Origin of the sequence: Fulvivirga sediminis, from assembly GCF_016757215.1 — a bacterium.
In the GTDB taxonomy this organism is placed as follows: domain Bacteria; phylum Bacteroidota; class Bacteroidia; order Cytophagales; family Cyclobacteriaceae; genus Fulvivirga; species Fulvivirga sediminis.
The window spans coordinates 229425-253041 of record NZ_JAESIY010000006.1; the positions used below are offsets into that span (position 1 = coordinate 229425).

Annotated in this window: 25 protein-coding genes; 11 read left to right on the forward strand and 14 right to left on the reverse strand. The window is 38.3% G+C overall.

Annotated features, from left to right (window positions below; all coding sequences use genetic code 11):
• Positions 1–107 precede the first annotated feature (107 nt).
• From JL102_RS12525 to JL102_RS12545, 5 genes are read right to left on the reverse strand one after another with little or no spacing between them, the layout of a single operon-like run.
• Positions 108–470 (reverse strand): hypothetical protein, encoded by a 363-nt coding sequence (locus JL102_RS12525; RefSeq protein ID WP_202244758.1) that lies wholly within the window; start codon positions 468–470, stop codon positions 108–110.
• Positions 471–511: 41 nt separating this feature from the next.
• On the reverse strand, positions 512–1138 hold the full coding sequence (locus JL102_RS12530; protein ID WP_202244759.1) for a uridine kinase family protein: 627 nt from the start codon (positions 1136–1138) through the stop codon (positions 512–514).
• A 6-nt stretch (positions 1139–1144) separates the two neighbouring features.
• On the reverse strand, positions 1145–1726 hold the full coding sequence (locus JL102_RS12535; protein WP_202244760.1) for a non-canonical purine NTP diphosphatase: 582 nt from the start codon (positions 1724–1726) through the stop codon (positions 1145–1147).
• A gap of 28 nt (positions 1727–1754) precedes the next feature.
• On the reverse strand, positions 1755–2711 hold the full coding sequence (locus tag JL102_RS12540) for an FKBP-type peptidyl-prolyl cis-trans isomerase (RefSeq protein WP_202244761.1): 957 nt from the start codon (positions 2709–2711) through the stop codon (positions 1755–1757).
• The gene (locus JL102_RS12545; RefSeq protein WP_202244762.1) at positions 2712–3740 is read right to left on the reverse strand and encodes a DHH family phosphoesterase; all 1029 of its coding nucleotides are present in this window, start codon (positions 3738–3740) and stop codon (positions 2712–2714) included.
• 189 nt (positions 3741–3929) lie between these two features.
• Here JL102_RS12545 and JL102_RS12550 point away from each other — a divergent pair, with 189 nt between their 5' ends.
• Positions 3930–4349 carry a nucleoside-diphosphate kinase gene (locus JL102_RS12550; protein ID WP_202244763.1) on the forward strand — a complete coding sequence of 140 codons (420 nt, stop codon included), beginning with the start codon at positions 3930–3932 and terminating at the stop codon, positions 4347–4349.
• A 53-nt stretch (positions 4350–4402) separates the two neighbouring features.
• Here JL102_RS12550 and JL102_RS12555 read toward each other — a convergent pair whose 3' ends face one another.
• Both JL102_RS12555 and JL102_RS12560 read right to left on the reverse strand, forming a co-directional pair.
• Positions 4403–5848 carry an aldehyde dehydrogenase gene (locus JL102_RS12555; RefSeq protein ID WP_202244764.1) on the reverse strand — a complete coding sequence of 482 codons (1446 nt, stop codon included), beginning with the start codon at positions 5846–5848 and terminating at the stop codon, positions 4403–4405.
• 27 nt (positions 5849–5875) lie between these two features.
• Positions 5876–6664, reverse strand: coding sequence for an SDR family oxidoreductase (locus JL102_RS12560; protein WP_202244765.1), 789 nt, complete (start codon positions 6662–6664; stop codon positions 5876–5878).
• 109 nt (positions 6665–6773) lie between these two features.
• On the opposite strand from JL102_RS12560, the gene JL102_RS12565 reads away from it, so the two are divergent.
• Genes JL102_RS12565 through JL102_RS12580 form a run of 4 tightly spaced genes read left to right on the forward strand, consistent with a single transcriptional unit; the run spans position 6774 to position 10400 of the window.
• The gene (locus tag JL102_RS12565; RefSeq protein WP_202244766.1) at positions 6774–7301 is read left to right on the forward strand and encodes a 3-hydroxyanthranilate 3,4-dioxygenase; all 528 of its coding nucleotides are present in this window, start codon (positions 6774–6776) and stop codon (positions 7299–7301) included.
• A gap of 7 nt (positions 7302–7308) precedes the next feature.
• Positions 7309–7791, forward strand: coding sequence for a methylated-DNA--[protein]-cysteine S-methyltransferase (locus JL102_RS12570; RefSeq protein WP_202244767.1), 483 nt, complete (start codon positions 7309–7311; stop codon positions 7789–7791).
• Positions 7792–7813: 22 nt separating this feature from the next.
• Positions 7814–9079 carry a kynureninase gene (gene kynU, locus JL102_RS12575; protein ID WP_202244768.1) on the forward strand — a complete coding sequence of 422 codons (1266 nt, stop codon included), beginning with the start codon at positions 7814–7816 and terminating at the stop codon, positions 9077–9079.
• A complete protein-coding gene (locus JL102_RS12580) occupies positions 9072–10400 on the forward strand; it encodes an FAD-dependent oxidoreductase (RefSeq protein ID WP_202244769.1) in 1329 nt (442 codons plus the stop codon). The genes kynU and JL102_RS12580 overlap by 8 nt, the downstream gene beginning before the upstream one ends.
• Here JL102_RS12580 and JL102_RS24020 read toward each other — a convergent pair.
• A complete protein-coding gene (locus tag JL102_RS24020) occupies positions 10393–11799 on the reverse strand; it encodes an MltF family protein (protein WP_202244770.1) in 1407 nt (468 codons plus the stop codon). The genes JL102_RS12580 and JL102_RS24020 overlap by 8 nt on opposite strands.
• 161 nt (positions 11800–11960) lie before the next feature.
• Here JL102_RS24020 and JL102_RS12590 point away from each other — a divergent pair, with 161 nt between their 5' ends.
• A complete protein-coding gene (locus tag JL102_RS12590) occupies positions 11961–12266 on the forward strand; it encodes a DUF4286 family protein (protein WP_202244771.1) in 306 nt (101 codons plus the stop codon).
• Between the two features lie 72 nt (positions 12267–12338).
• Positions 12339–12716: a DUF1987 domain-containing protein gene (locus tag JL102_RS12595; protein WP_202244772.1), complete on the forward strand. Its 378-nt coding sequence runs from the start codon at positions 12339–12341 to the stop codon at positions 12714–12716.
• Between the two features lie 4 nt (positions 12717–12720).
• Here the strand turns inward: JL102_RS12595 and JL102_RS12600 are convergent, their stop codons facing one another.
• The 3 genes from JL102_RS12600 to serS form a co-directional block, all read right to left on the reverse strand.
• Positions 12721–13167 carry a GNAT family N-acetyltransferase gene (locus JL102_RS12600; protein ID WP_202244773.1) on the reverse strand — a complete coding sequence of 149 codons (447 nt, stop codon included), beginning with the start codon at positions 13165–13167 and terminating at the stop codon, positions 12721–12723.
• Positions 13168–13170: 3 nt separating this feature from the next.
• A complete protein-coding gene (locus JL102_RS12605) occupies positions 13171–15315 on the reverse strand; it encodes a prolyl oligopeptidase family serine peptidase (RefSeq protein WP_202244774.1) in 2145 nt (714 codons plus the stop codon).
• A gap of 106 nt (positions 15316–15421) precedes the next feature.
• The gene (gene serS / locus JL102_RS12610; protein ID WP_202244775.1) at positions 15422–16696 is read right to left on the reverse strand and encodes a serine--tRNA ligase; all 1275 of its coding nucleotides are present in this window, start codon (positions 16694–16696) and stop codon (positions 15422–15424) included.
• A 338-nt stretch (positions 16697–17034) separates the two neighbouring features.
• Between serS and rho the strand changes: the two genes are divergently transcribed.
• Both rho and sdaAA read left to right on the forward strand, forming a co-directional pair.
• Positions 17035–18720 carry a transcription termination factor Rho gene (gene rho / locus JL102_RS12615; RefSeq protein WP_202244776.1) on the forward strand — a complete coding sequence of 562 codons (1686 nt, stop codon included), beginning with the start codon at positions 17035–17037 and terminating at the stop codon, positions 18718–18720.
• Between the two features lie 194 nt (positions 18721–18914).
• Positions 18915–19820 carry an L-serine ammonia-lyase, iron-sulfur-dependent, subunit alpha gene (gene sdaAA, locus JL102_RS12620; RefSeq protein WP_202244777.1) on the forward strand — a complete coding sequence of 302 codons (906 nt, stop codon included), beginning with the start codon at positions 18915–18917 and terminating at the stop codon, positions 19818–19820.
• Positions 19821–19826: 6 nt separating this feature from the next.
• On the opposite strand, the gene JL102_RS12625 is transcribed toward sdaAA, so the two are convergent.
• The 3 genes from JL102_RS12625 to upp are packed head-to-tail and all read right to left on the reverse strand — an operon-like array spanning position 19827 to position 21890.
• Positions 19827–20282, reverse strand: a complete 456-nt coding sequence (locus JL102_RS12625; protein ID WP_202244778.1) for a hypothetical protein — start codon at positions 20280–20282, stop codon at positions 19827–19829.
• The gene (locus tag JL102_RS12630) at positions 20282–21235 is read right to left on the reverse strand and encodes a calcium/sodium antiporter (RefSeq protein ID WP_202244779.1); all 954 of its coding nucleotides are present in this window, start codon (positions 21233–21235) and stop codon (positions 20282–20284) included. The genes JL102_RS12625 and JL102_RS12630 overlap by 1 nt, the downstream gene beginning before the upstream one ends.
• Before the next feature lie 10 nt (positions 21236–21245).
• On the reverse strand, positions 21246–21890 hold the full coding sequence (gene upp, locus JL102_RS12635) for a uracil phosphoribosyltransferase (protein WP_202244780.1): 645 nt from the start codon (positions 21888–21890) through the stop codon (positions 21246–21248).
• A gap of 126 nt (positions 21891–22016) precedes the next feature.
• Between upp and JL102_RS12640 the strand changes: the two genes are divergently transcribed.
• Both JL102_RS12640 and hpt read left to right on the forward strand, forming a co-directional pair.
• Positions 22017–22928, forward strand: coding sequence for a M20/M25/M40 family metallo-hydrolase (locus JL102_RS12640; protein WP_202244781.1), 912 nt, complete (start codon positions 22017–22019; stop codon positions 22926–22928).
• 127 nt (positions 22929–23055) lie between these two features.
• Positions 23056–23583: a hypoxanthine phosphoribosyltransferase gene (hpt, locus tag JL102_RS12645; protein WP_202244782.1), complete on the forward strand. Its 528-nt coding sequence runs from the start codon at positions 23056–23058 to the stop codon at positions 23581–23583.
• Positions 23584–23617: the final 34 nt, after the last annotated feature.

Consider the following 23617-nt stretch of genomic DNA (forward strand, 5'->3'; position numbering starts at 1 on the left):
TTGTTTTATGTTAGTAAGCTTGAATAGTTATAAATACACCTGACGCTCACCTCAGGCGATTATATAAATTAAATAGTATGTTATTATTTTAGATAGGATTATCTAAACTAAGGGGCATTCGGCGATATTATCAACCGAAAAAGAGTTCTAAAATAAGAGTTGAAATCGGGAATACTCTCAGGAATCTCAATTACATCATCAGCACTACCAGAGTAAATCTCAGTAATGAAGTGTAGCACTTGCTGAATAAACATATGAGCCATAGAGCTCACAGCATCTTTACTAATGCTAATGATGGCATGTTGTTCGCTATCACCATTGTCATCTTGAGATACTTCTATGGTAGAAGTCTGACTAGCAAGATAGCCATAGTAGCATGTTTCTGAGGTAACTATTACCAATGCGGCTATAATGCCCAGGCAAATACCTATAGAATGCTTGTAGTTTCGTATGGCTGAGTTAGTATTCATTATATCAAGAGCCTACAAATGTAGTGATATTCATAAATATATCAAGAATGCGCCTCATTAAGTTTAGTCTTAAAAAAGCCAGAAAGAACTTCTAATGCATAATCAAAATTCTTATTGTTAGGAATGATAAGATCTGCATCATCCTTTAAAGGCTCCAGGTATTGCTCAAAAGTAGGCATTACGTGCTTCTCAAAACGATAAAGCACATCATCAAGATCATACCCTCTTTCTATTTTATCTCTAATAATTCTTCTTTTTAGCTTTATATGATCTTTAGCAGATATAAAAAGCTTCAGATCCAATAAATCTCTCACCTCCTTATAGTACAGCACAAACAAACCCTCTATTACTACAATAGGCGAAGGATTAAAAGTAAGTGTTTTGGGAGTTATAGCAGGGTTATTAAAAGTATACTCCAACCGTTCGAAAGGTTGACCAGACTTGATTTTCCTTATATCATCAGCAAAAGCCTTAGCATCGATAGACTCTGGAGTATCAAAGTTTTTAACGCCATTTTCATCTAACGGTTGTTTCTCTCGAGGCAGATAATAATTGTCCTGTGAAATGAGACAGATATCATTGCTATCAAACTGATGTAAAAGGCTGTTTAGAAAAAGTGTTTTCCCTGATCCACTACCGCCTGTTATACCTATAATATAAGGATTCACTAATAATTAAATTTTTGAAGATGATAAATAATCTGATAGTTTATTAAAAGCCAATGCTCTGTGGCTTATTTTATTTTTTTCGTCCATAGACATCTGAGCAAAAGAAGTATCATAACCTTCTGGAACAAAAACAGGATCATAACCAAAGCCTTTATCCCCGGTCTTTTTTGAAATTATTTTGCCTTTTACAATCCCTTCAAACTGTTTAGTTCCATCAGGAGTTACCAAAGTAATTACTGTTCTGAACTGGGCACTACGATCTTCCTTTCCCTCAAGCTTATCTAATAACAGCTGGATATTAGCTTCATTATCTCGTTCATTCCCTGCATATCTGGCTGATCTTACCCCTGGCTCTCCATTAATAGAAGAGACCTCTAGACCTGTGTCATCAGCGAAGCATGAATAGCCAAATGTATCAAACACATATTGAGCCTTTTGCAGAGAGTTTCCCTCCAAAGTATCTTGGTCTTCTCTAAGCTCTTCAGTACAGCCTATTTTTTCTAAGGAGACTAATTCAAAATGAGGAGGCAACATATTCTGCACCTCCTCAAGTTTGTTTTTATTATTGGTAGCAAAGCAGATTTTCATCTTACTTGATTGAACCTATTAATATTTTTTATTTATCGTCAGCAGACTTAATATCTACCAATTCTACATCAAACACTAAAATAGCATTAGCTGTGATCTCTTCACTTCTTTGACGTGGACCATAAGCTAATCCTGAAGGGATATATAAGGTAGCTTTTCCGCCTTCATTCAATAAAGCAACGCCTTCATCCCATCCTTTTATAACTCGTCCTTTTCCTAAAGGAAATTCTAAAGGACCATACCCATTAGGTCTGTCTTCATTATAAATACCTTGTTCTTTCGCTACAGACTCAATGCTAGTATCAAAATAAGGACCGTTTAATACATGACCTGCGTAGTTCACAGACACTGTTTCTCCTACTTCAGGCTTATCTCCACTGCCTTCTTCCTTAATTACATAATATAAGCCAGACTCAGTTTTCTCTGCTTCAATATTATTTTCAGCAAGGTACTCTTCTATAATTTTAACATCAGTTTCTAACTGTGCGTCTGCTTCTTCGGCCATTTTTGCTTGTTGCTTTTGCATCATTTCTTGTCTCCATGCCATAAACTCCTCCTGAGTCATTGCTTTTTCTACTCCTATATTAAAAGTAAGTGTACCTTCTTTATTTACAGTAGGAGGAACTGGTGATTTTACACTGTTAGCAAAAAAGTCTGCAATGCTAATTTGAAAACTAACACTGTCTCCTACACTCAGTTCATTTAATATTTCTTCAATACTGCCCTGGCTAGAACTCCAAATAGAATCATTTTTGGGTACGATGGCTGGGATCTCCTTTTCAGCGGTAGTCATCCAAGTAGAATCATTATCATCTTTGTATGACATGTTCAATACAAGAAAGAGGCTATCTTTAATCACTTCACCATCTCCTTTTTCCAAGACAGTATAGGTAAGACCAGAAGCAGTTTGTTTTTCCTTTTGTCCGCAAGATTGCAAGACTACTGCCATTAATAGCGCCAACATTAGGTTTACTTTGTTAATCATCTAAGCGTATGTATTTATAGGGTTACTTAATTCGTTTTTATATTCGTTGAGAAGTTGTTTAAACTTATCCACTGTCTCTTCCAAAGACAGATCAGATTTACCACCGGCGGCATTTTTATGACCACCTCCTTCAAAATGCTTGCGCGCAAATTCATTCGCAGAAAATCCTCCCACAGATCTGAAAGAAATTTTAACTACATCTGTCCTATCTATCATCAGTGCGGCAAACTTAATTCCTTCTATAGAAAGTGCATAATTCACCAGACCTTCTGTATCTCCTGTTCTTGACCGAAATTGTTCCAGATCTTCAGTAGATATAGCAAAGTAAGCGGTGTTTAACTCTGGCATTACAGTAAGCCTTTCACTAAGTGCGTAGCCTAAGAATTTCAGTTTATCCAAACTGTTCGTATCATATACCAGTTTAGAAACTTTAGCCGCATCAGCTCCTTTATCTACCAGCTCCCCGCATACTCTAAACACATGACGTGTAGTGTTAGAATGCTTGAAACCTCCTGTATCTGTCATAATACCAGCGTATAAAGCTTCCGCCATATCTTTACTGATTAATGACTCATCACCTAACATATGAATAAGATCATAAATAAGCTCCGCCGTAGCCGCTGCATCTGTACTCCACATTTGAAAGTCTGCAAAGTCTTCAGGTTCAAGATGATGGTCAATAAGCACCTTCACGCACTGTGCCTCCGTCACTTTATCTCCAAGACCATTGATTCTTTGCAAACTTGAAAAGTCCAGACAAAATATTATATCAGCCTCTTTAATGAGTTGACATGACTCCTCCTCATTCCCCTCATCATACACTATAACCTGATCATTACCTTTCATCCAGGTTAAAAAATCCGCATAATCAGTGGGAGTGATCACGGTAACATCGTGTCCCTTCATTTTTAGATACTCAGCTAAACCTAAAGATGATCCCAACGCATCAGCATCTGGCTTATGGTGTGTAGTAATAACCACCTTCTTCGGAGTACTGATGAGCGTTTTAAAAGCTTCCAGATTTTGCATTGTTGCTTATCTCTGCCTATAGAAAAGGCTGGTTTAAGTTTTGGTAAACGGCAAAATTGATAATAAAATCATTCATATACAAAATACCTACCCACGATTATCAAAAAGCAGGATTTTAACAACATAGAGAACGTTTATTTCAATATTGTTTTTAGCTTTGCCTGAGATCAACAAAACACAAATTCAACTATGGCTGGAAACAGAACTTTCACAATGATAAAGCCTGATGCAGTAGGTGCAGGTAATACAGGAGCAATCATTAAAATGATTGAAGAAGCAGGTTTTAAAATTGTAGCAATGAAAAAGGCCTTGCTTACTAAAGAAAGAGCAGGTCAGTTTTATGAAGTACATAAAGAAAGACCGTTTTATAACGACCTTACTACTTATATGTCTTCAGGCGCTATTGTACCTATGATACTAGAAAAAGACAACGCAGTAGAGGATTTCAGAAAACTGATTGGTGCTACTAACCCTAAAGAGGCTGCCGAAGGCACTATCAGAGCAATTTTCGCAGAATCTATCGAAGCTAATGCAATACATGGCTCAGACTCTGATGAGAATGCTGAGATTGAAGGAAAATTCTTCTTTGCTGAAGTAGAGAAATTCTAAAAAAAATATTTAGAAATAAAATAAAAGCAGGCTTGAAACACTAAAACCTGCTTTTATTTTAAAGAAACACATACATTCTTCGCCTCCGTAAAAAACCTTAAAGCCTCTTCCCCTCCCTCACGACCTACACCAGATTGTTTAACCCCTCCAAAAGGAGTTCTCAAATCTCTCAATAACCAGCAATTAACCCAAACTATACCACATTTGAGTTCATCAGCAACTCGATGGGCTCGCTTCAAGCTATCAGTAAAAATAGTAGCAGAAAGTCCATAGACCGTACTATTAGCATAATTAACTACCTCCTCTTCACTATCAAATGGCATCACAGTTACCACAGGCCCAAATATCTCTTCTTGATTTACTTTGCAGGTATAATCTAAACCGGTGATTACAGTTGGTGCTATAAAATAGCCCTTCTCACATCTTCCTGATACTTTCACCTGCTGTCCTCCACATTGAATTTCACCTCCTTCTTTCCTTGCCAAATCTATATAAGCTAATACTTTATTCATATGAGCCTGCGAAACTACAGCCCCAATATCAGAACCTGATTCCATCGGGTCTCCCACCTTCAGTGCAGCCACTCGGTCTACAAATTGCTTTAAAAATTGATTATAAATGCCGCTCTGAACAAGTATCCTTGATCCACATAAGCAAATTTGGCCTTGATTAGAAAATGATGACCTTAATGAGACTTCGATAGTATTTTGTAAATCACAATCATCAAAAATAATATTGGGATTTTTACCTCCCAGCTCTAATGACAACTTCTTAAACATTGGAGCTGCGGCAGCAGCGATAGCCTTACCCGTAGTGGTACCTCCCGTAAATGAAATAAGCGGTATATCTGGATGCGCTACTATAGCTTGTCCTACTTTTGCCCCTAACCCGTGCACTATATTTAATACTCCGGCTGGCAAACCGGCTTCTATGCATATTTTTGAAAAGAGATAAGCAGTCATGGGAGTTACCTCCGAAGGCTTAGCGACTACCGTATTACCTGCAGCCAGAGCTGGCGCTATTTTCCAGGTAAACAGATATAAAGGCAGGTTCCATGGAGAAATACAACCTGCCACCCCCACTGGCTTTCTAGTAGTATAGTTAATAGCCTTATCATCTGTAAGGTGAGATTCTGAAGAAAAATGAAGTACAGCACTGGCAAAAAAGCGCATATTACTACTCGCCCTGGGTATATCTACAGACCGAGCTAATGACAATGGCTTACCATTATCAATGCATTCTGCCTTAGCCAGTAAGTTATGATCTCTTTCTATTAAATCTGCAATTTTCATTAACAATGCAGCGCGTTCTGCCACAGGCATAGCAGACCAAACAGGAAAAGCTCTGACAGCTGCCTTTGCCGCCAATTGCACATCTCTTTCGTCAGAATCAGGAATCAAACTATACACTGACCCTTCTGAAGGGTTATAGTTATCAATATAATTCCTTGACAAAGAATCATTTAACTCTCCATCTATATAGTTCTGTATTTTCTGCATTGTTACTGAAAATTTAAACAATCTCCATCAAAGGCAGCCTAACCGGCCGCCATCTACAGGGAGGTTAACACCATTAATATAAGCTGCTGCTGGACTAGCCAAAAAAGCTATTGCTGCTGCCGTTTCAGATGCCTCACCAAATCTTTGTGCAGGAACTCCCTGTTTCATATTATCTTCAACTTCAGCCTCACTTATACCATTCTTCTTAGCATTATTACTGATGATGGACCTAAGACGAGCGGTCTCTGTAAACCCAGGCAGTATATTATTTACAGTAATACCATATGATCCCAATTCCAACGATAGTGTTTTTGACCAATTAGCCACTGCACCTCTTATGGTATTAGAAACCCCAAGACCTGGAATAGGCACTTTTACAGAGGTAGAAATAACGTTAATAATTCTTCCATAACCCAAACTCTTCATTGATGGCACTACTGCCTGAGCTAAAATTTGGTTACATATCAAATGTCTCTTAAAAGCTTGAGTGAACTCATCCAGTTCAGCATCAATGGCTGCACCCCCAGCCGGACCTCCTGTATTGTTTATGAGTATATGAATATCGTTTTCTTTTACGAGATAAGCATTAACGCCATTTTTCAAGCTTTCAGGATCATCAAAATCAGCACATATATAATGGTGCTGAGGGTCTCCTACCACAGGCAACTCATCTAGCACTTCTTGCAACTTATTTTCATCTCGAGCTACTAAGGTAATGTGAGCTCCTAAGCTGGCTAGCTCAATGGCTGTAGCTTTACCTATCCCCTGAGTACTACCACAAACCAATGCTCTTTTGCCTCTTAAATCTATATCCATGACTATTTATGTTCTTTTAGGTTCAAAATTCACTAAATTTAAGAATAAATGAACAGGAAGCCGAACCCCGCTTACTGGTTCAATAATCATTTTATTAATTAGAAATATAATGGCTATTAAAAGACCTTTTAACCTTAAAAAGTGGATAGAGGAAAATCGAGACCTCTTAAAACCTCCGGTAGGCAATAAAAACTTATACGCAGATGCCGGTGATTATATTGTAATGATAGTAGGTGGACCTAATGCTCGAAAAGATTACCATTATAATGAAACCGAAGAGCTTTTTTATCAGCTAGAGGGCGACATAATGGTGAAAATACAGGAAGATGGAAAAGCCGTAGATATACCTATCAGTGAAGGTGAAATGTACCTTAACCCTGCCAAAGTACCTCACTCTCCTATCAGATCTGCCGGAAGTGTAGGGCTAGTCATAGAGCGAAAAAGAGACGAGAATTTTACCGATGGCCTTCTCTGGTATTGTGAAAAATGCAACCACAAACTACACGAAACCTATTTTCCTCTTCATAATATTGAAACAGACTTTCTACCCAGGTTCAAAGAGTTTTATAGTTCTGAAAAGCTGCGGACCTGTGATAACTGCGGCCATGTAATGGAATCTGACAAAAAATTTGTTTAATAGGTTAATGAAGAAACTATTTCAATCTCCTGTTGGCCCCCTTTGTATTGAAGCTAATGAAGAAAGCCTTTTATCGATCACTTTTAATCCTTCTGATATTGATCCATCAGAAAGTAAAAAAAGCAACGTAATTGATCATTGCATTGCTGAACTGGATCAATACTTTAAAGGCACCCTCAAAACTTTTACCGTCCCTTTGCTGCTCAATGGAACCGCCTTTCAAAATAAAGTATGGTCTGAACTCACAAAAATACCTTATGGAAAAACTATTTCATATTCTGAACTTGCCCTCAGGTTGGGAGATGTCAAATGTATAAGAGCTGCAGGCACGGCAAATGGCAAGAACAAGTTACCGATTATAATCCCTTGTCACCGCGTAATAGGTAAAGATGGCCAACTAGTTGGTTTCGCCGGAGGCTTAGATAAGAAAGAATGGCTTTTAAAACACGAAGGCATTATCAAGGGCGCACAGATGAAAATTTTTGGGTAATATTGAGTTAAAAGTAAAAGCCATGGACTATCAGGATTCTTTAGAATTTGCTCAACATAAAGACCAAATAGATTCTCTCAAAGACTTCAGAGATCAATTTCACATCCCTGAGCTCAACGGCAAAGCCAGTATTTACTTTACAGGCAACAGTCTGGGACTTCAGCCCAAAACCACAGCAAAATATGTAAACGAAGAATTAGAAGGTTGGGCCACACTAGGTGTAGAAGGTCATTTTCATTCCAACAAAAGACCTTGGTTTGAATATCACAAATTCAGCAAAGAGACACTTTCTAAAATAATGGGGGCTAACCCCTCCGAGGTGGTTTCTATGAATAGCCTTACCACTAACCTCCATCTTTTGCTCATCTCTTTTTACAGACCAACAAAAGAAAGGTATAAGATCATCATGGAAGCAGGAGCTTTTCCTTCAGATCAATATGCTGTAGAAAGTCAGATAAAATTGCATGGCTTTGATTATGAAGACGCTTTGATCGAGGTACACCCTAAAGAAGGGAAGAATACCTTAGACATAGATGATATTAACAGCGCCATCGATGAAGCAGGAGATTCGCTTGCACTGGTGCTTTTTGGAGCAGTACAATATTACACCGGTCAATTCTTTCCTATAAAAGAAATTACCGAAGCAACTCACAAAGTGGGTGCAATTGCTGGCTTTGACTTAGCACATGCTGCAGGCAATGTTCCTCTTTCACTTCATGATGATGAGGTTGACTTTGCCGCCTGGTGCACTTACAAATATTTAAACTCTGGGCCAGGTGGAATCAGCGGCATATTTGTTCATGACAAGCACGGCCTCAACCCAGATACTCCTCGCCTGGCGGGCTGGTGGGGCCACGATGAAAGCTCCCGATTTAAAATGGAAAAAGGCTTCAAACCCATGCCCGGCGCCGATGGATGGCAAACGAGCAACGTTAACATTATGAGCAGCGCTATAAACTTAGCGGCCTTGGAAATATTCGACAAGGCAGGTATGGAAGCCCTAAGAAAAAAGAGCATCGAGCTTACTGGCTTTCTTGAGTTTTTGTTAAAAAAATTAGAGGGTATCCGGATAATAACACCTGAGAACCCCGCCGAAAGAGGTTGCCAGCTGTCATTAGAAGCTAAAAAGAATGGCAAAGCCGCCTTTAATCAACTTACAGAAGCAGGCGTAGTAGCTGACTGGCGCGAACCCAATGCCATCAGAGTAGCTCCCGTACCCCTTTATAATACCTTTTCAGAAGTATACCGATTTTATGACATCTTAAAACAAGCTGTACCCAATGAATAAAGTTGAAAAAATATCTATTGTAGGTGCCGGCTTAGTAGGCAGTCTAATGTCCGTATACCTGGCCAAAAGAGGCTATAAAGTTTCATTATTCGAAAGCAGGCCTGACCTTAGAAAAGCAGATATTTCTGCTGGAAGATCCATCAACCTGGCTCTTAGTAATAGAGGCTGGCTACCGCTACAGGAGGTGGGCTTAAAAGAAAAAGCAGAAAAGCTGACCATTCCTATGAAAGGCAGAATGATGCACAATGAGAAAGGAGAGTTAACTTTTCAACCTTATGGAAAAAGCGGACAAGCCATTTACTCTATCTCTAGAAGTGGATTAAACTCATTATTGCTAGATGCTGCAGAAGCCACTGGCGTTGAAGTATTCTTCAACCAAAAATGTAAGGAAGTAGACTTAAATAACAACATTCTTCTCTTGAATGATAAAAAGATATCTTCTGACATTATAATTGGTGCAGATGGTGCCTTTTCTGTTATCAGGCAAGCAATGGAGCACACTTCCCGCTTCAATTATTCACAGCAGTATTTGGAACATGGCTATAAAGAGCTATCGATTCCTCCCTCATCAACCAATGATTTTAAAATAGATAAAAATTCATTACACATATGGCCTAGAGGAAATTTTATGCTAATCGCCCTCCCTAATCTGGATGGCAGCTTTACCTGTACGCTATTCTTCCCTTTTGAAGGCGACCAGTCCTTTGATCAGCTGCACTCTGACGAGGCCATTATAAATTTCTTTAAGAAAGAATTCCCTGATGCTTATGAACTGATGCCTGACCTGTTGAATGATTTTCACAGCAACCCTACTTCTGCGCTAGTCACGGTAAGATCCTCTCCATGGTATAAAAATCGTTCATTATTGATTGGAGATGCAGCACATGCCATAGTTCCTTTTTATGGTCAGGGCATGAACTGCGGTTTTGAAGATTGTAGAGTTTTAAATGATTTACTTACCCAATTTGAAGATAATTGGGATTTAGCTCTTCCTGAATATAGCCAAATGAGAACTCCTGATGCCAATGCTATTTCAGATCTGGCCCTCAAGAATTTCATCGAAATGCGAGATCATGTAGCAGATAACGATTTTCTTCTACGTAAAAAAATAGAAGCAAAACTGAATGAGCTATATCCAGAAAAATGGATTCCTATTTATTCCATGGTCACTTTCAACGAAAACATCAGATATTCTAAAGCAGCGGCATTGGGTAAGCTTCAGGCCTCTATTATGGATAAAGTGATGGCTTCCCCTAATCTTGAAAGCCAATGGGAGCACCTCGATTTTGAATCAATAATCAACCAACTACCTTCTATGTAGATATCAGCTGCCTATATTGTTGATACCTGCTTAAGATTTCCTTCACATAATTGACAGGTTCTTCACCACGGCAATAACCAGACTTAACAACAGGGTCACGAAAAAACTCTGGCTTAGACTTCATTAAAAGGAAATACTCCACATTATGGTCCCAGGTAACCGGATCTCGGCCATACTTCTTAGCTAATTCGCGTGCATCTACCACATGGCCCAGACCAACATTATAACTGGCTAGCACAAATTTGATTCTCTCATCGGCATCCTTAATGGTTTTAGACCATAGGTCATCTAAAAATCTGAGTAAATGCACTCCAGCCATAATATTATCTATCGGGTCAGTTAAATCTGTAGCGCCATACCTCTCTCCCGTTTCGGGTACTATCTGCATAAGACCTATAGCCCCAGCCCAAGATTCTGCATTAGGATCAAAATGTGACTCCTGATATATCTGAGCTGCCAATAATTGCCAATCCCACCCAATGCTATCTGCTGCTACTTTTATAATATCATCATAAATGCTGATTTTCTCTCCTCCCATAGAAGAATAGCTACTTTTAGCTCGAATTAACGAAGCTCTGGGACTTTTAAAATACTTATTATAAATAATATTGAAAGTAGGCTTCCTTTTTATTTGAGCTATCCAATCATTTAAAGAAGTAAGTAGCTCATCAGAATTTTTACGCACGGCCCAGGCAATCTGCTGAGGAAAACTAATAGCCGTTCTCACATCCAAAATAGGATAATAAGAAGCATTTACAAGGGCCACCGTTTCATCAGAAATGGTATAATCTATTTCTGAAAAGGCTACTTCTCTGATCAACTCCTCTGCTTCAGCACTGTCTTGTTCTTCAATAATTAGCACATCTCCACCTATTTCATCAGAAAGATTCTGCAGCCTATCTACAAAAGATGAGCTCTTACGCACGTTTACCTCCTTACCTATAAGATCTACCTGATTTCTGATAAGCTTTTTATCGATCTCTTCACGGGTCATCCTCCTCCAATTTCTAGGCTTGCGCTGTACCAGCACCTGCCGGGTACTATAATGACTATGAGTGAAATCAACTATTTCTTTTCTAGCCCTGGTTATAGCCAAAGAGTAAGCAATGATATCTCCTTCTCCATTATTAAGCATTTCAAATGCCTCATCTATACTGGGTGTAACTTTTATTTCAAGTGTTACCCCTATTTGTTTAGCATAGAGAGAAAGTAAATCATATTCATACCCCATAGGGCGGCCTCTGTATAGAAAATAGCCTGTTGAGCTATTATCCACAATAGCTATAATAGAGCCTCTTTTCCTAATTTCTTCAAGATCAAAATCAACTGGTCTAACAGTCGGAATCTCTTCTTCTTCCGGTTCATTACTTTCATTTGTAGTTTGATGGCACCCTGCCATAAACACTAGTATGAACACAAAATAGAAATAATTTAGAGGCCTTTTTTTGTAAAATAATAAAGCCATAATCTATGAAAATAATCATAATTTTGGCTTTGCAAAAGAATTTTCGCAATTGAGATTAATAATTTTAAATATTTAATCATTTTACATAATTAATCATGGTTCTTTATAACGTAACTATAGGTATTGACAGCGATGTAGAGCAAGAGTGGCTATCATGGATGAAGGCAACTTATATTCCAAAGGTAATGGCGACAGGTTTGTTTAAAGATTGCCAGATTTATAAAGTTTTGGGTCAAGACGAAGAAGCCAGTGTTTCTTACTCTTTTCAATACTTTACAGAAAGTGTAGATAAGGTGGTCGATTATTTAGATAATCATGCTCCTTCTATAGTTCAACTGTTACACAAAAACTACAAAGATAAACACGTAGCATTCAGGACGTTACTACAACAAGTTGATTAATTCTTCTGATTTAAGTATATAAAAAATACTTACTTTCAAATGAATTTTACAATTTCTTCCTACTTTTGTTTCATGAATGCATTATACCTAGAATCAACCGAAGACAGTCCGAAAGTTTTTCTGGACTACTCTTCAGGCAAGTTATCTATAGTAGGCAGATCATTCATGGAAGACACGGCCCCCTTTCATCAGGCTATAATAGGGTGGCTAAGAACCTATTTCCAAAGTCCTCAGAAAGAGACCTTTCTAGACTTAGAAATGGAGTATCTCAATACTTCTTCCACAAAAATGCTCTTGGATATTCTATTTGAGCTCAACAAATTCTTCATTTTCGGCAACCAGATCATGGTAAGGTGGAAATATGATCCTGAAGATGAAGACATGGCAGAGCTAGGCAAAGAGATTGCCGACATGGTAGATGTTCCTTTTGAGCACATCGTTTATAGTTGAAATTTTAAAAATTTATGCTGCAGTTAATCCACTCAGAATCTAAATCTGCATCATAGTATTTTTTGTAAAAATTAATGGCAGGTTCGTTCCAATCTAGAACCTGCCATACCATTCCTGTACATTTTTCTTCTTTTCCTTTGGCTATTACAGTATCAAAAAGCTTCTTGCCCAAGCCGTTACCTCTTTCACTTTCCGTAACTACAATATCTTCTAAATATATTCTCCTGCCTTTCCAGGTAGAATAACGATAATAATAGATGGCTATACCTACAATATCACCTTTCTCAGACTCTGCTACAAATAACCCATAAGCTGGATTCGGGCCAAAGCCATCTCTTTCCATTTGCTCAACGGTATTTTCTACCTCTTCACCAGCCTTTTCATAAACAGCCAGCTCTTTTATTAGTGCCAATACCTGTGGCAGGTCTTCTATTCTCCCTTCTCTGATCATTATTTATTCATTCTTGTTCTCAAACTGAGGAGTGTAACCCATATTATACCAAGCAAAAGCGTATTTATCTGCTTCCTCTTCTATAATTTTAGCTATTGGCTTTCCTGCTCCATGCCCCGCATCCGTTTCTATTCTTATCAATACAGGATTATCTCCAACTTGGTGTTTTTGAAGCTCAGCCGCAAATTTAAACGAATGCGCTGGCACCACCCTATCATCATGATCAGCGGTAGTAACCATAGTAGCAGGGTACTCAACATTCTCCCTCACATTATGCACCGGACTGTAGCCATATAGGTACTCAAACATTTCCTTTGAATCTTCGGCAGTACCATAATCATATGCCCAACCAGCTCCGGCGGTAAAGGTATGATACCTTAGCATATCCATTACACCTACTGCAGGAAAGGCCACTTTCGCCAAATCCGGACGTTGAGTCATGGTAGCCCCTACCAATAGTCCTCCATTAGAACCCCCAGATATCGCCAAATAATCATGAAAGGTATATTTATTCTCTATTAAATATTCACCCGCAGCAATAAAGTCATCAAATACATTTTGCTTCTGCATTTTGGTACCTGCCTTATGCCACTCTTGTCCATACTCACCTCCTCCCCTAAGGCTAGGCTGCGCATAAACCCCTCCATTTTCTAACCACACTATACGGCTAGTACTGAAAGAAGGTGTAAGACTAACATTGAACCCCCCATAAGCATATAAGTAAGTTGGATTTTTACCATCTAGTTCTAGCCCTTTTTTATGAACTATAAACATAGGCACTTTCGTACCATCTTTACTATTATAAAAAACCTGCTTGGTCTCATAATCCTCTGGATTAAAATCCACATTAGCCTGCTGATATAAGGTTGATTTACCTGATGCTATATCATATTTAAAAATAGTAGAAGGGTAAGTAAATGAGGTAAAAGTGTAATAGAGTTCCTTGTCTTCTGCTTTACCTTCAAAACCATAGGCAGAACCAATGCCTGGCAGCTCAATCTCATGTTCAAAATTCCCATGAAGATCATATTGTTTCACCGCTGTTTTAGCATCTATCATATAATCAGCAAATATTTTCCCTCCAGCACTGCCAGCTGATAGCACATTTTCTGTTTCAGGAATCAGATCTTTCCAGTAATCCGGTGTCGGATTAGCAATATCCGCTTCAACTAACTTACCGTTTGGTGCATGTAGATTAGTACTTATAATCAGTCGATCTCCGTCATTAAGTAATACAGATTGTTCACTATCATAGCCCTCAACAATAGGTTGAATTTCACTATCGGGCTTACTCAAATCTTTTATGTAAAGTTCATTGCCACTGGTCCTTTCAGCAGCACTAATGACAAGAAACCTTTGATCTTCAGTAAGGTAAGCCCCAATATACCTTCTTGGTGTCTGCTCACCTCCAAAAATTAGTTCATCATCAGCTTGAGGGGTTCCTATTTTATGATAATACAATTTATGAAGCTGGGTTTTACCTGATAATGTAGAGCCTTCTTTCGGCTTATCATAACTACTGTAGTAAAACCCCTCCGTCCCTTTCCAGGCTATTCCGCTAAATTTAATATCCTTAAGAGTGTCCCCTACCTGCTCTTTAGTTTCAGCATTTAAAACTATGGCCTTTCTCCAATCAGAACCTCCTTCAGAAATGAGATACCCAAACAGAGACCCATCTTTAGTAAAAGAAGCACCTGCTAAAGAAATAGTGCCATCTTCAGTAAATTTGTTAGGATCTAAAAAAACCTCTGCTTCACCGTCTTCACCCTTTTTTCTATAAAGCACATTCTGATTTTGCAGGCCGTCATTTTTATAGAAATAGTAATAATCTCCATGTTTAGCAGGAGCGAAAACCCTTTCATAATTAAAAAGCTCTTCCAACCTGCCTTTTATATCTTCTTTAAAAGGGATTTTATTCAGATAGCCAAAAGTGACCTCGTTTTCTGCTTTCACCCAACTCTTGGTAGCTTCAGATTGATCATCTTCTAACCATCGGTAAGGATCTGGTACGTTCTCTCCAAAATAGTTATCTACAGTATCTACCGTTGCAGTTTCAGGATAAGTTAATTTGTTATCTTCCACCTCTTTCTTCTTTTTACAGGATATAATTAATAATGGTAGGAATAAAAAAACTGATAGATGTTTCATGTTCATAGTCAACTTGGAATTGAACCTAAATTTAGAACAAGTAAAAAACATCTACCAGTAAAAATTGATGGATGGCGAATTCCCCCTCCATCTTAAGTATTATAAATTAGTTAATTGAATCAAAACCAGTGTAAGGCACTAATACCTCTGGAATTTTAATTCCATCTTCAGTCTGATTGTTTTCTAAAATAGCCGCTAAAATTCTAGGTAAAGCTAATGCACTACCATTTAGAGTATGCAAAAAGAAGCTCTTATTATCTTTCCCTTTACATCTCAACTTAAGCCTATTGGCCTGATAAGTCTCAAAGTTACTTACAGAACTTACCTCCAGCCATTTTTGCTGCGCAGCAGAGAACACTTCCATATCAAATGTCTGAGCAGAAGTAAATGATAAATCTGCTCCACACAAATTAAGCACACGGTATGGCAGATTAAGGCTTTCTAACAGACCTTTTACATGATTACACATTCTTTCAAGAGCTGCGTAAGAGTCATCAGGATGATGAATTTCAACAATTTCCACCTTATCAAACTGATGAAGTCTATTCAAACCACGCACATGAGCCCCCCATGAGCCGGCTTCTCTTCTGAAGCAAGGTGTAAAACCAACATGCTTAATAGGTAAATCATCACTATTAACTATTACATCTCTGTACATATTAGTAATAGGCACTTCTGCTGTAGGTATTAAGTAGAAATTCTCTTCTCTCACGAAGTACATCTGACCATCCTTATCCGGAAGCTGACCAGTACCATATCCACTTTCTTCATTGATAAGAATTGGAGGTTGCACTTCCATATAACCTGCTTCCACCGCTTTATCTAGAAAATAGTTAACCAAAGAGCGCTGCAAACGAGCTCCTTTGCCTCTATATACAGGAAAGCCTGCTCCGGTTATTTTATTTCCCAGCTCAAAATCAATGATATCATACTTCTTTATGAGCTCCCAATGAGGCAATGCTCCTTCAAAAAGTTCAGGCACATCTCCATGTTGCTCTACCGTAACGTTATCATTTTCTCCGGCCCCCTCAGGCACGTCGTTATTAGGAACATTAGGTATTTTATATAACAAAGCCTTTAAATCGCTTTCATACTGTGTAAGCCTCTCTCCATGGTCCTTAACCTGTACTTTTAGGTCCGCCGTTTTTTGTTTTATTTCTTCAGCCTCATCCTTCTTGCCGGCTTTCATAAGAGTACCTATTTCCTTGGAAAGCGCGTTTGATTCCGACTGAGCTTCGTCATGTTTCTGCTGTGTAGACTTTCTTAAGTCATCAAGTTCTAACACTTCATTAATGACATCTTCTGCGTTTGCAAACTTTCTTTTTCCGAGACCAGCAATTACTTGGTCCTTATTTTCCCGAATATAGGTTACCTGTAGCATAATATTATATTAAAAACAGTGGCAAAAATAAGGGATTTTCAAAGTAAAAACGCACTTTTTCTCTTCAAGAATAATTATTTAGTGATAAAAATTTGACAATTGAGCGCGGTTAGTATAATATTGCATTATCAAAGATAACTTTAAAGAAGCTTTAAAAGACATTCCGATTCATTAAAGCTTATTTTTTCTAACAACTCAATATACCATCTAGAAACAATCTTATAAGCTACTCAATAGCTACAGATTCACTTTAATCAAGTGTTCGTATTAAGATACAACTCATGTTAATTGTTAAAATTTACCCATTTATTTTAAAAAGAATTCAGCACTAAGAATTTATGTACACCATTGAAGAATTGAACGTAAGGCTTCTTTCAGAGCTCAAGGAGATAGCGGAGGAACTAGGCCTGAAAAACTACAAAAGGCTTTCTAAGCAGGAGTTAATCTACAAAATACTCGATCAGCAAGCCGTAACTCCCGAAAGCGACCTACCCAAGAAAAAAGCTTCCGATAGCAAAACCACCAGCGCTACAGAAACTCCTAAGGAAGAAAAAGCAAAAAGACCTAGAAAAAGAGAAAATGTAAAAGCTCAAAAAAAAGACAAGAAAGATACAGATCTTTCAGCTGAAGAGCTTCTTGAGTCTTTTAACATAGAGATAGATGATAAAATCACTTCTTTTGACGAAAACCCTAAAAAAGAAGCGACTGCTCCTAAACCTAAAGAGGATAAGGAAAAGGAAAGTGCTGAAGAAAACAAACCTCGCAGAGAACGCAAGCCCGCTCCTAATGAAAATAAGGAGAAAGCTGAAGTTAAAGCGAAAGATAACAATGACAGCAAAGGCGAAAGTCACAGCAATAATAACAACAACAATAACAGAGGTAAGAAGAAAGAAGGTAATGTACGCGATTTCGATGGGGTAATCGAAAATGAAGGTGTACTGGAAATCATGCAAGATGGATATGGTTTCTTGCGTTCTTCTGACTATAATTACCTTGCCAGCCCTGATGATATTTACGTTTCGCCTTCCCAAATCAAATTATTTGGTCTTAAAACTGGTGATACTGTAAAAGGACAAATCAGACCTCCAAAAGAAGGGGAAAAATATTTTGCTCTACTTAGGGTAGAAAATGTAAACGGAAAGACTACTGAAGAAATAAGAGACAGGGTTCCTTTTGAGTACCTAACGCCTCTATTTCCAGAAGAAAAAATTAAGTTAAGCTCTAAGGCTGATAACTATTCAGCACGTATTCTTGACCTTTTCTCTCCAATAGGAAAAGGACAAAGAGGTATGATAGTAGCACAACCTAAAACAGGTAAAACGGTACTACTTAAAAATATAGCAAATGCTATTGCTGAAAACCATCCTGAGTGCTATCTCATCATATTATTAATAGATGAAAGACCTGAAGAGGTTACCGATATGGCCAGAAGCGTAAAAGCAGAGGTAGTATCTTCAACTTTTGATGAGCAAGCAGAGAGACACGTGAAGGTTTCCAGCATGGTATTAGAGAAAGCAAAGAGAATGGTAGAGTGTGGTCATGATGTAGTTATTCTACTTGATTCCATCACCAGACTTGCAAGAGCTTATAACACTACTGTACCTTCATCAGGTAAAATATTATCAGGTGGTGTTGATGCTAATGCTCTTCACAAACCTAAAAGATTCTTTGGAGCTGCAAGAAATGTAGAGAATGGAGGGTCATTAACTATTATAGCTACTGCTCTAATAGAAACAGGATCTAAAATGGATGAAGTAATCTTTGAAGAATTTAAAGGAACTGGTAACATGGAACTTCAACTGGATAGAAAACTTTCTAACAAAAGAGTTTATCCTGCTATTGATGTACCTGCTTCTGGTACTCGTAGAGAAGATTTATTACTTTCTGAAGAAGAACTTCAAAGAGTATGGATCCTACGCAAGTTTATGTCTGACATGAACTCTAATGAGGCTATGGATTTCTTACTTTCTAAAATGAAAGGAACCAGAAATAACGAAGAATTCCTTATTTCTATGAATGGATAATCCCATTAGATAATAACATATAAGAAAGGCCGTCACTCAACTAGTTTGTGACGGCCTTTTCTTTTTTGGCATATCATCACACTTCTAAAGTCTATATTCCACTAAAATTTTATATAGTATGCTATCTATTTGCAGATGTGTCTCTCCTAATGATACCTTTGAATATAATTTCAATACCCTAAACGAAAAATAATATGGCTTTTTTGTTCAATGACTTTGCAAGCTGGAAAAAATACTGCGCTGAGCACGATTTAAAGCTCCACGAAACTGTTCTTGATTACGAGCAGGAACAGAAAGGGCGCATACCTGACGAAATATGGGCAGGCCTACAAAAAGCATATGGAGTAATGAAAGAAGCGGTAGAAACTGGCCTTAATGAAGATATGAGTTCTCGCTCCGGAATGATCAACAATGGAGCTAAAAAAGTTTTTCAACACCAGCAAGTAGTGTTATCAAAAGAATTTCAAAATCTTATTTCAAGAGCATTAGCGGCTAAAGAAGTCAATTCTTGCATGGGAAGAATAGTAGCTGCCCCTACTGCTGGCGCCTCAGGCATTCTACCCGGTGTTCTTTATACTTTACAAGAAATTCATGGCCTCGATGATCAGAAAATCCTAGAGGGTTTGCTAATTGGAGCAGGCATAGCACTTATTATAGAACAAAAAGCATCACTGGCAGGAGCTGTCGGAGGCTGCCAGGCAGAGACCGGCAGTGCTGCCGCTATGGCATCTGGAGCTATAGTATACTGCCTGGGAGGAGATGTGGATCAGATTTTCAATGCTGTAGCCATCACTATTCAATGCATGCTGGGGTTAGTCTGTGACCCCGTAGCCGGCCTGGTAGAAGTACCTTGCGTGGTCCGAAACGCAAGCGCTGCAGCCATTGCTAATTCATCTGCACAAATGGCTCTGGCAAATTTAAGCGGAGTGATTCCTGTAGATGAATGTGTAGACGCAATGGGTGAAGTAGGGCAAAGTATGGAAGCTCGCTACAAAGAAACTGCTCTAGGTGGATTAGCTACCACACCTACCGGCCAGAAAATATCAAAATCTGTACTTATTCAGGATATCGAAATGCTGTCAGACGAAGATCAGGAATAAGAAAAATTACTGCATAAATTCTGGCAGAATTTTCATTCCAAAAAAATGAATGATACTAGAGAAGAAACAGGCCCAAAATATAGCACTGAGTAACATTACAAAAATGATAGTTTTTTTAGGAGTGCCCATACTGCTAAGCAGTATCGTGCCTCCTATAGGTGTGAATATTAAAGGGGTAAGAGCAGCTACGCCTACTATTCCATACTTCTTCCAGATAGTAACAAACTGACGGCTTCTTTTCGTGAATCTTCGTTTTTTCTTGAAAAATCTGGCAAACACCTTTTCTCTAAGAAAATCACCCAAAAAAGTAAAAAGAAATACACTGCACATCATGCCTGTGATAGTGATAAGAATAGTATTAAGCAAACTAAACCCTCCTGCAAAACCTAATGTAGGCCCTGCTATAAACTTTAGCATTGTGAGTAAAATAATGCTTAATACCTTAAATATATCTGGTTCCATCAAATAATTACAGTATAAGTATATACTAAATACAAGCATAACAAAAAAGCTCCTGCTATTCTCCCAACCACTCGTTTATAAATCATAAGAGGAAATAATATCAGTGTTAATAATAGCATAGCTACCATGTCATGATGTATAATCTGATCACTAACATGAATATTTTTTATAATACTTGTTATACCTAAAATGGAAAGGATATTAAAAATGTTCGATCCCATGAGGTTTCCCAGGGCCAAATCAGTCTGTTTTTTTAAGGATGCCACTATGGCAGTCACTAACTCAGGAAGGCTAGTCCCTAAAGCCAGAACGGTAATTCCTATCACCCTTTCACTTACTCCAAGGAATCCTGCCATTTCTTTAGCCCCACCTACAAACCACTCAGAGCCAAAGTAAAGTCCTAAACAACCGGCTAAGATTAGTAAAACGTCTTTCCATAAACTTTTGGAGGCCTTAGGAATATCTAAACCTTCACTTTTAGATATCTTGGCTTTAGTTTCTTTTCTGGATTTCCTTATAATGAAAACAGTATATATGACAAGAAACAGTATGAATATGGCCCCCTCATAAGCCTTAATCATGGACACATCTTCCTTCACCACATAGTATAATAGTAAAGAACTTCCCATTGTCACTGGCCAGTCTATTCTTATACTATCTGGCCTCACCATAATAGGAGCTATCATGGCAGTAATACCTAGCACCAAACCAAGGTTACATATATTGGACCCCACTACGTTTCCCATGGTCATATCTGGACTCCCTCCCAAAGCAGCCTTAATGCTGATTAAAAGTTCAGGAGCAGAAGTTCCAAAAGCTACAATAGTAAGCCCCACCACTAAGGGAGAGATATGTGATCTTAAGGCTATACTAGATGCGCCTCGCACTAAAAGATCTCCTCCTACTATAAGTATAATTAAGCCAACTATCAGTACAGATATTTCTGATAACATAGAAATTTACTTACAGTTTAGGGCCAAAACAAAGATCTCCTGCATCTCCCAGTCCAGGCACTATATATGACTTTTCGTTGAGTTTTTCGTCAAGTGCCGCTGTCCAAATGGTGTGTTTAACTTTTAGATTTTCAGAAATATAATTCACTCCCTCCGGTGCCGCCACTGCTGCGGCTATGTGCACATGAGATGGTTTCCCACTCATTATCAAGGTATTTACCGAGGTCAGCACAGATTTACCAGTAGCTAACATAGGATCTACCAAAATCACAACCTTCCCTTCTAAAGAATTAGTGGCTTTATACTCGAGCGTAGCTCCTACCTCTTCACCTTCCTGTACTCTATAAGCTCCAATAAAGCCCACGTCAGAATCATCAAACACATCAATAAAGCCATCCAAAAACGGGGTGGCTGCACGTAACACACCTATCAATACAGGTTTATCATCCATTAGCTGCACCTCGTGCTCTGCCAGCGGGGTAGTTATTGTCTTTGCTGAATAAGTGAACTCTCGGGATATTTCATAGGCCATGATCATTCCTAACCTTTTTAAGTTATTTCGAAATTTGGCTCGGTCCTTTTGGATATCTTTATGCCGCATTTCGTATAAGAAATGATTAATGGCGGATGGTGAATGGTTTAGAATATTCAGCATTTAATGGTTTGGACGATATTTATTTATAATTCTTATTATTTAATAACTTTTAATGTAGGGTAAAATTAAACAATTAACCGGTTATCATTCTCTTAAATTTAATTATATAATCAAATTTCAGTTTTTATGAAATTATTACAAAGCCTTTGTCAAGTCCATGCTCCTTCTGGGAACGAAGGTTTAATGAAAAAATTCCTACTTGACTATATTAATGATAACAAACACCTTTGGAAAAGTTCTCCAGAGATATATGAAGGTGATGACTTTCAGGACTGTATCATTCTGAAATTTGGCTCCCCAAGGACAGCCGTTTTTGCTCATATAGATTCCATTGGTTTTACTGTCAGGTATCAAAACCAATTAGTACCCATTGGAGGCCCAGACGCTCAAACCGGCTATCAGCTAGTTGGCCAGGATAACCTCGGGCCAATAGAATGTGAGCTGGAAGTGAGCGAGGACCATCAGCTATTTTATAAGTTTGGCCGCCCCATCGAAACAGGTACTGATCTGGTTTTTAAATGTGAGTTTGAAGAAACAGAAGAATACATCTCATCTTGCTACCTAGACAATAGGCTAGGCGTTTATAATGTTCTAAAACTCGCCGAAACACTTACTGATGGAGTCATTGTGTTCAGCACCTGGGAAGAACATGGCGGCGGCTCCGTTCCTTACCTGGCCAAGTTTATCTATGAAAAGTGGAAGATTAAACAAGCACTCATTTCTGACATTACATGGATAACTGATGGTGTACATCCTGGAAAGGGAGTTGTAATATCTATGAGAGACCGCAACATCCCTAGAAAAGCTTATATTCAGAAAATCATTCAGCATGCCCATGAGTCTAGCATAGACTTCCAACTAGAAGTGGAAGGAAGTGGATCTAGTGATGGTCGAGAGCTACAAACATCACCCTATCCTTTCGACTGGTGTTTTATAGGCGCTGCTGAAGATAATGTACATTCACCTCATGAAAAAGTTCATAAGCATGACATTAGCTGCATGATCCGTTTCTATCAATACTTAATGAAAGTGCTTTAAATAAGTGTTAAATTATGGCCGAGAAGGCAAAGAATACACCCTGCGACACGCTGAAACATGACTTATTAAAATATAATTTTTATATTTGCAGGCCTTTTGGAGACAAAAGGCTTTTTTATTGATTATTATGATTGTAAAGGATAAAGAATTCGTAGAATACATCAGCGCAAGCGAAATTTCTAGCAGAATAGCAGAATTGGGCACCTCCATTAATAGTGATTATAAGGATAAACGCCCCTTGTTCATTGCTATCCTGAATGGCTCATTTATGTTTGCTGCAGATTTACTTAAAGAAGTGGCGATCCCATGCGAGATCTCCTTTGTAAAAGTAGCTAGCTATGAGGAAATGGAAAGCACTGGAAATGTGAAGCAACTCATAGGACTGAACGAAACCATCTTTAACAAAGATGTAATTATCATTGAAGATATTGTGGACACGGGCAGAACTATCACTAAAATTCTAGAAGAATTCATATCACTGGGTGCCAGCTCAGTGGAAGTGATTACGCTATTACAAAAGCCAGCCTCTAATGATTTAGGAGATAAGATAAAATACATAGGCTTCAGCATACCAGAAAAATTTGTACTAGGTTATGGTCTTGATTATGATGGCTTAGGAAGAAACTTAAAAGACATTTATCAACTCAAAGACTAATCCCTTAATTTCCCTTATATTTATAAAAAAACAC

Excerpts from the sequence above, each read along its gene's own strand:
- JL102_RS12535 (WP_202244760.1), bottom strand. The coding sequence starts at position 1,726 with ATGAAAATCTGCTTTGCTACCAATAATAAAAACAAACTTGAGGAGGTG.
- JL102_RS12580 (WP_202244769.1), top strand. The coding sequence starts at position 9,072 with ATGAATAAAGTTGAAAAAATATCTATTGTAGGTGCCGGCTTAGTAGGC.
- rho (WP_202244776.1), top strand. The coding sequence starts at position 17,035 with ATGTACACCATTGAAGAATTGAACGTAAGGCTTCTTTCAGAGCTCAAG.
- JL102_RS12550 (WP_202244763.1), top strand. The coding sequence starts at position 3,930 with ATGGCTGGAAACAGAACTTTCACAATGATAAAGCCTGATGCAGTAGGT.
- JL102_RS12570 (WP_202244767.1), top strand. The coding sequence starts at position 7,309 with ATGAAGAAACTATTTCAATCTCCTGTTGGCCCCCTTTGTATTGAAGCT.
- JL102_RS12600 (WP_202244773.1), bottom strand. The coding sequence starts at position 13,167 with ATGATCAGAGAAGGGAGAATAGAAGACCTGCCACAGGTATTGGCACTA.
- JL102_RS12555 (WP_202244764.1), bottom strand. The coding sequence starts at position 5,848 with ATGCAGAAAATACAGAACTATATAGATGGAGAGTTAAATGATTCTTTG.
- JL102_RS12595 (WP_202244772.1), top strand. The coding sequence starts at position 12,339 with ATGAATGCATTATACCTAGAATCAACCGAAGACAGTCCGAAAGTTTTT.
- hpt (WP_202244782.1), top strand. The coding sequence starts at position 23,056 with ATGATTGTAAAGGATAAAGAATTCGTAGAATACATCAGCGCAAGCGAA.
- JL102_RS12630 (WP_202244779.1), bottom strand. The coding sequence starts at position 21,235 with ATGTTATCAGAAATATCTGTACTGATAGTTGGCTTAATTATACTTATA.
- JL102_RS12545 (WP_202244762.1), bottom strand. The coding sequence starts at position 3,740 with ATGCAAAATCTGGAAGCTTTTAAAACGCTCATCAGTACTCCGAAGAAG.
- JL102_RS12640 (WP_202244781.1), top strand. The coding sequence starts at position 22,017 with ATGAAATTATTACAAAGCCTTTGTCAAGTCCATGCTCCTTCTGGGAAC.
- JL102_RS12605 (WP_202244774.1), bottom strand. The coding sequence starts at position 15,315 with ATGAAACATCTATCAGTTTTTTTATTCCTACCATTATTAATTATATCC.
- JL102_RS12590 (WP_202244771.1), top strand. The coding sequence starts at position 11,961 with ATGGTTCTTTATAACGTAACTATAGGTATTGACAGCGATGTAGAGCAA.
- JL102_RS12540 (WP_202244761.1), bottom strand. The coding sequence starts at position 2,711 with ATGATTAACAAAGTAAACCTAATGTTGGCGCTATTAATGGCAGTAGTC.
- upp (WP_202244780.1), bottom strand. The coding sequence starts at position 21,890 with ATGCTGAATATTCTAAACCATTCACCATCCGCCATTAATCATTTCTTA.
- serS (WP_202244775.1), bottom strand. The coding sequence starts at position 16,696 with ATGCTACAGGTAACCTATATTCGGGAAAATAAGGACCAAGTAATTGCT.
- JL102_RS12625 (WP_202244778.1), bottom strand. The coding sequence starts at position 20,282 with ATGGAACCAGATATATTTAAGGTATTAAGCATTATTTTACTCACAATG.
- JL102_RS12560 (WP_202244765.1), bottom strand. The coding sequence starts at position 6,664 with ATGGATATAGATTTAAGAGGCAAAAGAGCATTGGTTTGTGGTAGTACT.
- sdaAA (WP_202244777.1), top strand. The coding sequence starts at position 18,915 with ATGGCTTTTTTGTTCAATGACTTTGCAAGCTGGAAAAAATACTGCGCT.
- JL102_RS12525 (WP_202244758.1), bottom strand. The coding sequence starts at position 470 with ATGAATACTAACTCAGCCATACGAAACTACAAGCATTCTATAGGTATT.
- JL102_RS24020 (WP_202244770.1), bottom strand. The coding sequence starts at position 11,799 with ATGGCAGGGTGCCATCAAACTACAAATGAAAGTAATGAACCGGAAGAA.
- JL102_RS12565 (WP_202244766.1), top strand. The coding sequence starts at position 6,774 with ATGGCTATTAAAAGACCTTTTAACCTTAAAAAGTGGATAGAGGAAAAT.
- kynU (WP_202244768.1), top strand. The coding sequence starts at position 7,814 with ATGGACTATCAGGATTCTTTAGAATTTGCTCAACATAAAGACCAAATA.